Raw genomic sequence first — 276 nt, forward strand, 5'->3', positions numbered from 1 at the left:
GGCTTCCTGCCCGAGGAACGCGCATACTTCGACCGGTTCTTCAGCGAGGAAATCGGCTACACCGACGTGGCCCGCAAACTGGCCGGCGATGTTCCCGGTCCGTACACCTGGTGGTCCTGGCGCGGACAGGCCTTTGACAATGACAGCGGTTGGCGCATCGACTACCAGCTCGCAACCCCCGGACTGGCAGAACGTGCCATTTCCGCCGTCGTTGACCGGGCCGCCACCTACGACAGCCGCTTTTCGGACCACGCCCCCGTAGTGGTCGACTACCAG

At 64.5% G+C, this 276-nt stretch carries 1 protein-coding gene; it reads left to right on the forward strand.

What is annotated here, in order from left to right; genetic code table 11:
• Positions 1-276, forward strand: a 276-nt coding sequence (locus SB754_RS20095) for an exodeoxyribonuclease III (RefSeq protein ID WP_410784138.1), incomplete at both ends; no start/stop codon positions are given.

Source organism: Leifsonia sp. SIMBA_070 (assembly GCF_046534635.1).
Taxonomy (GTDB): domain Bacteria; phylum Actinomycetota; class Actinomycetes; order Actinomycetales; family Microbacteriaceae; genus Leifsonia.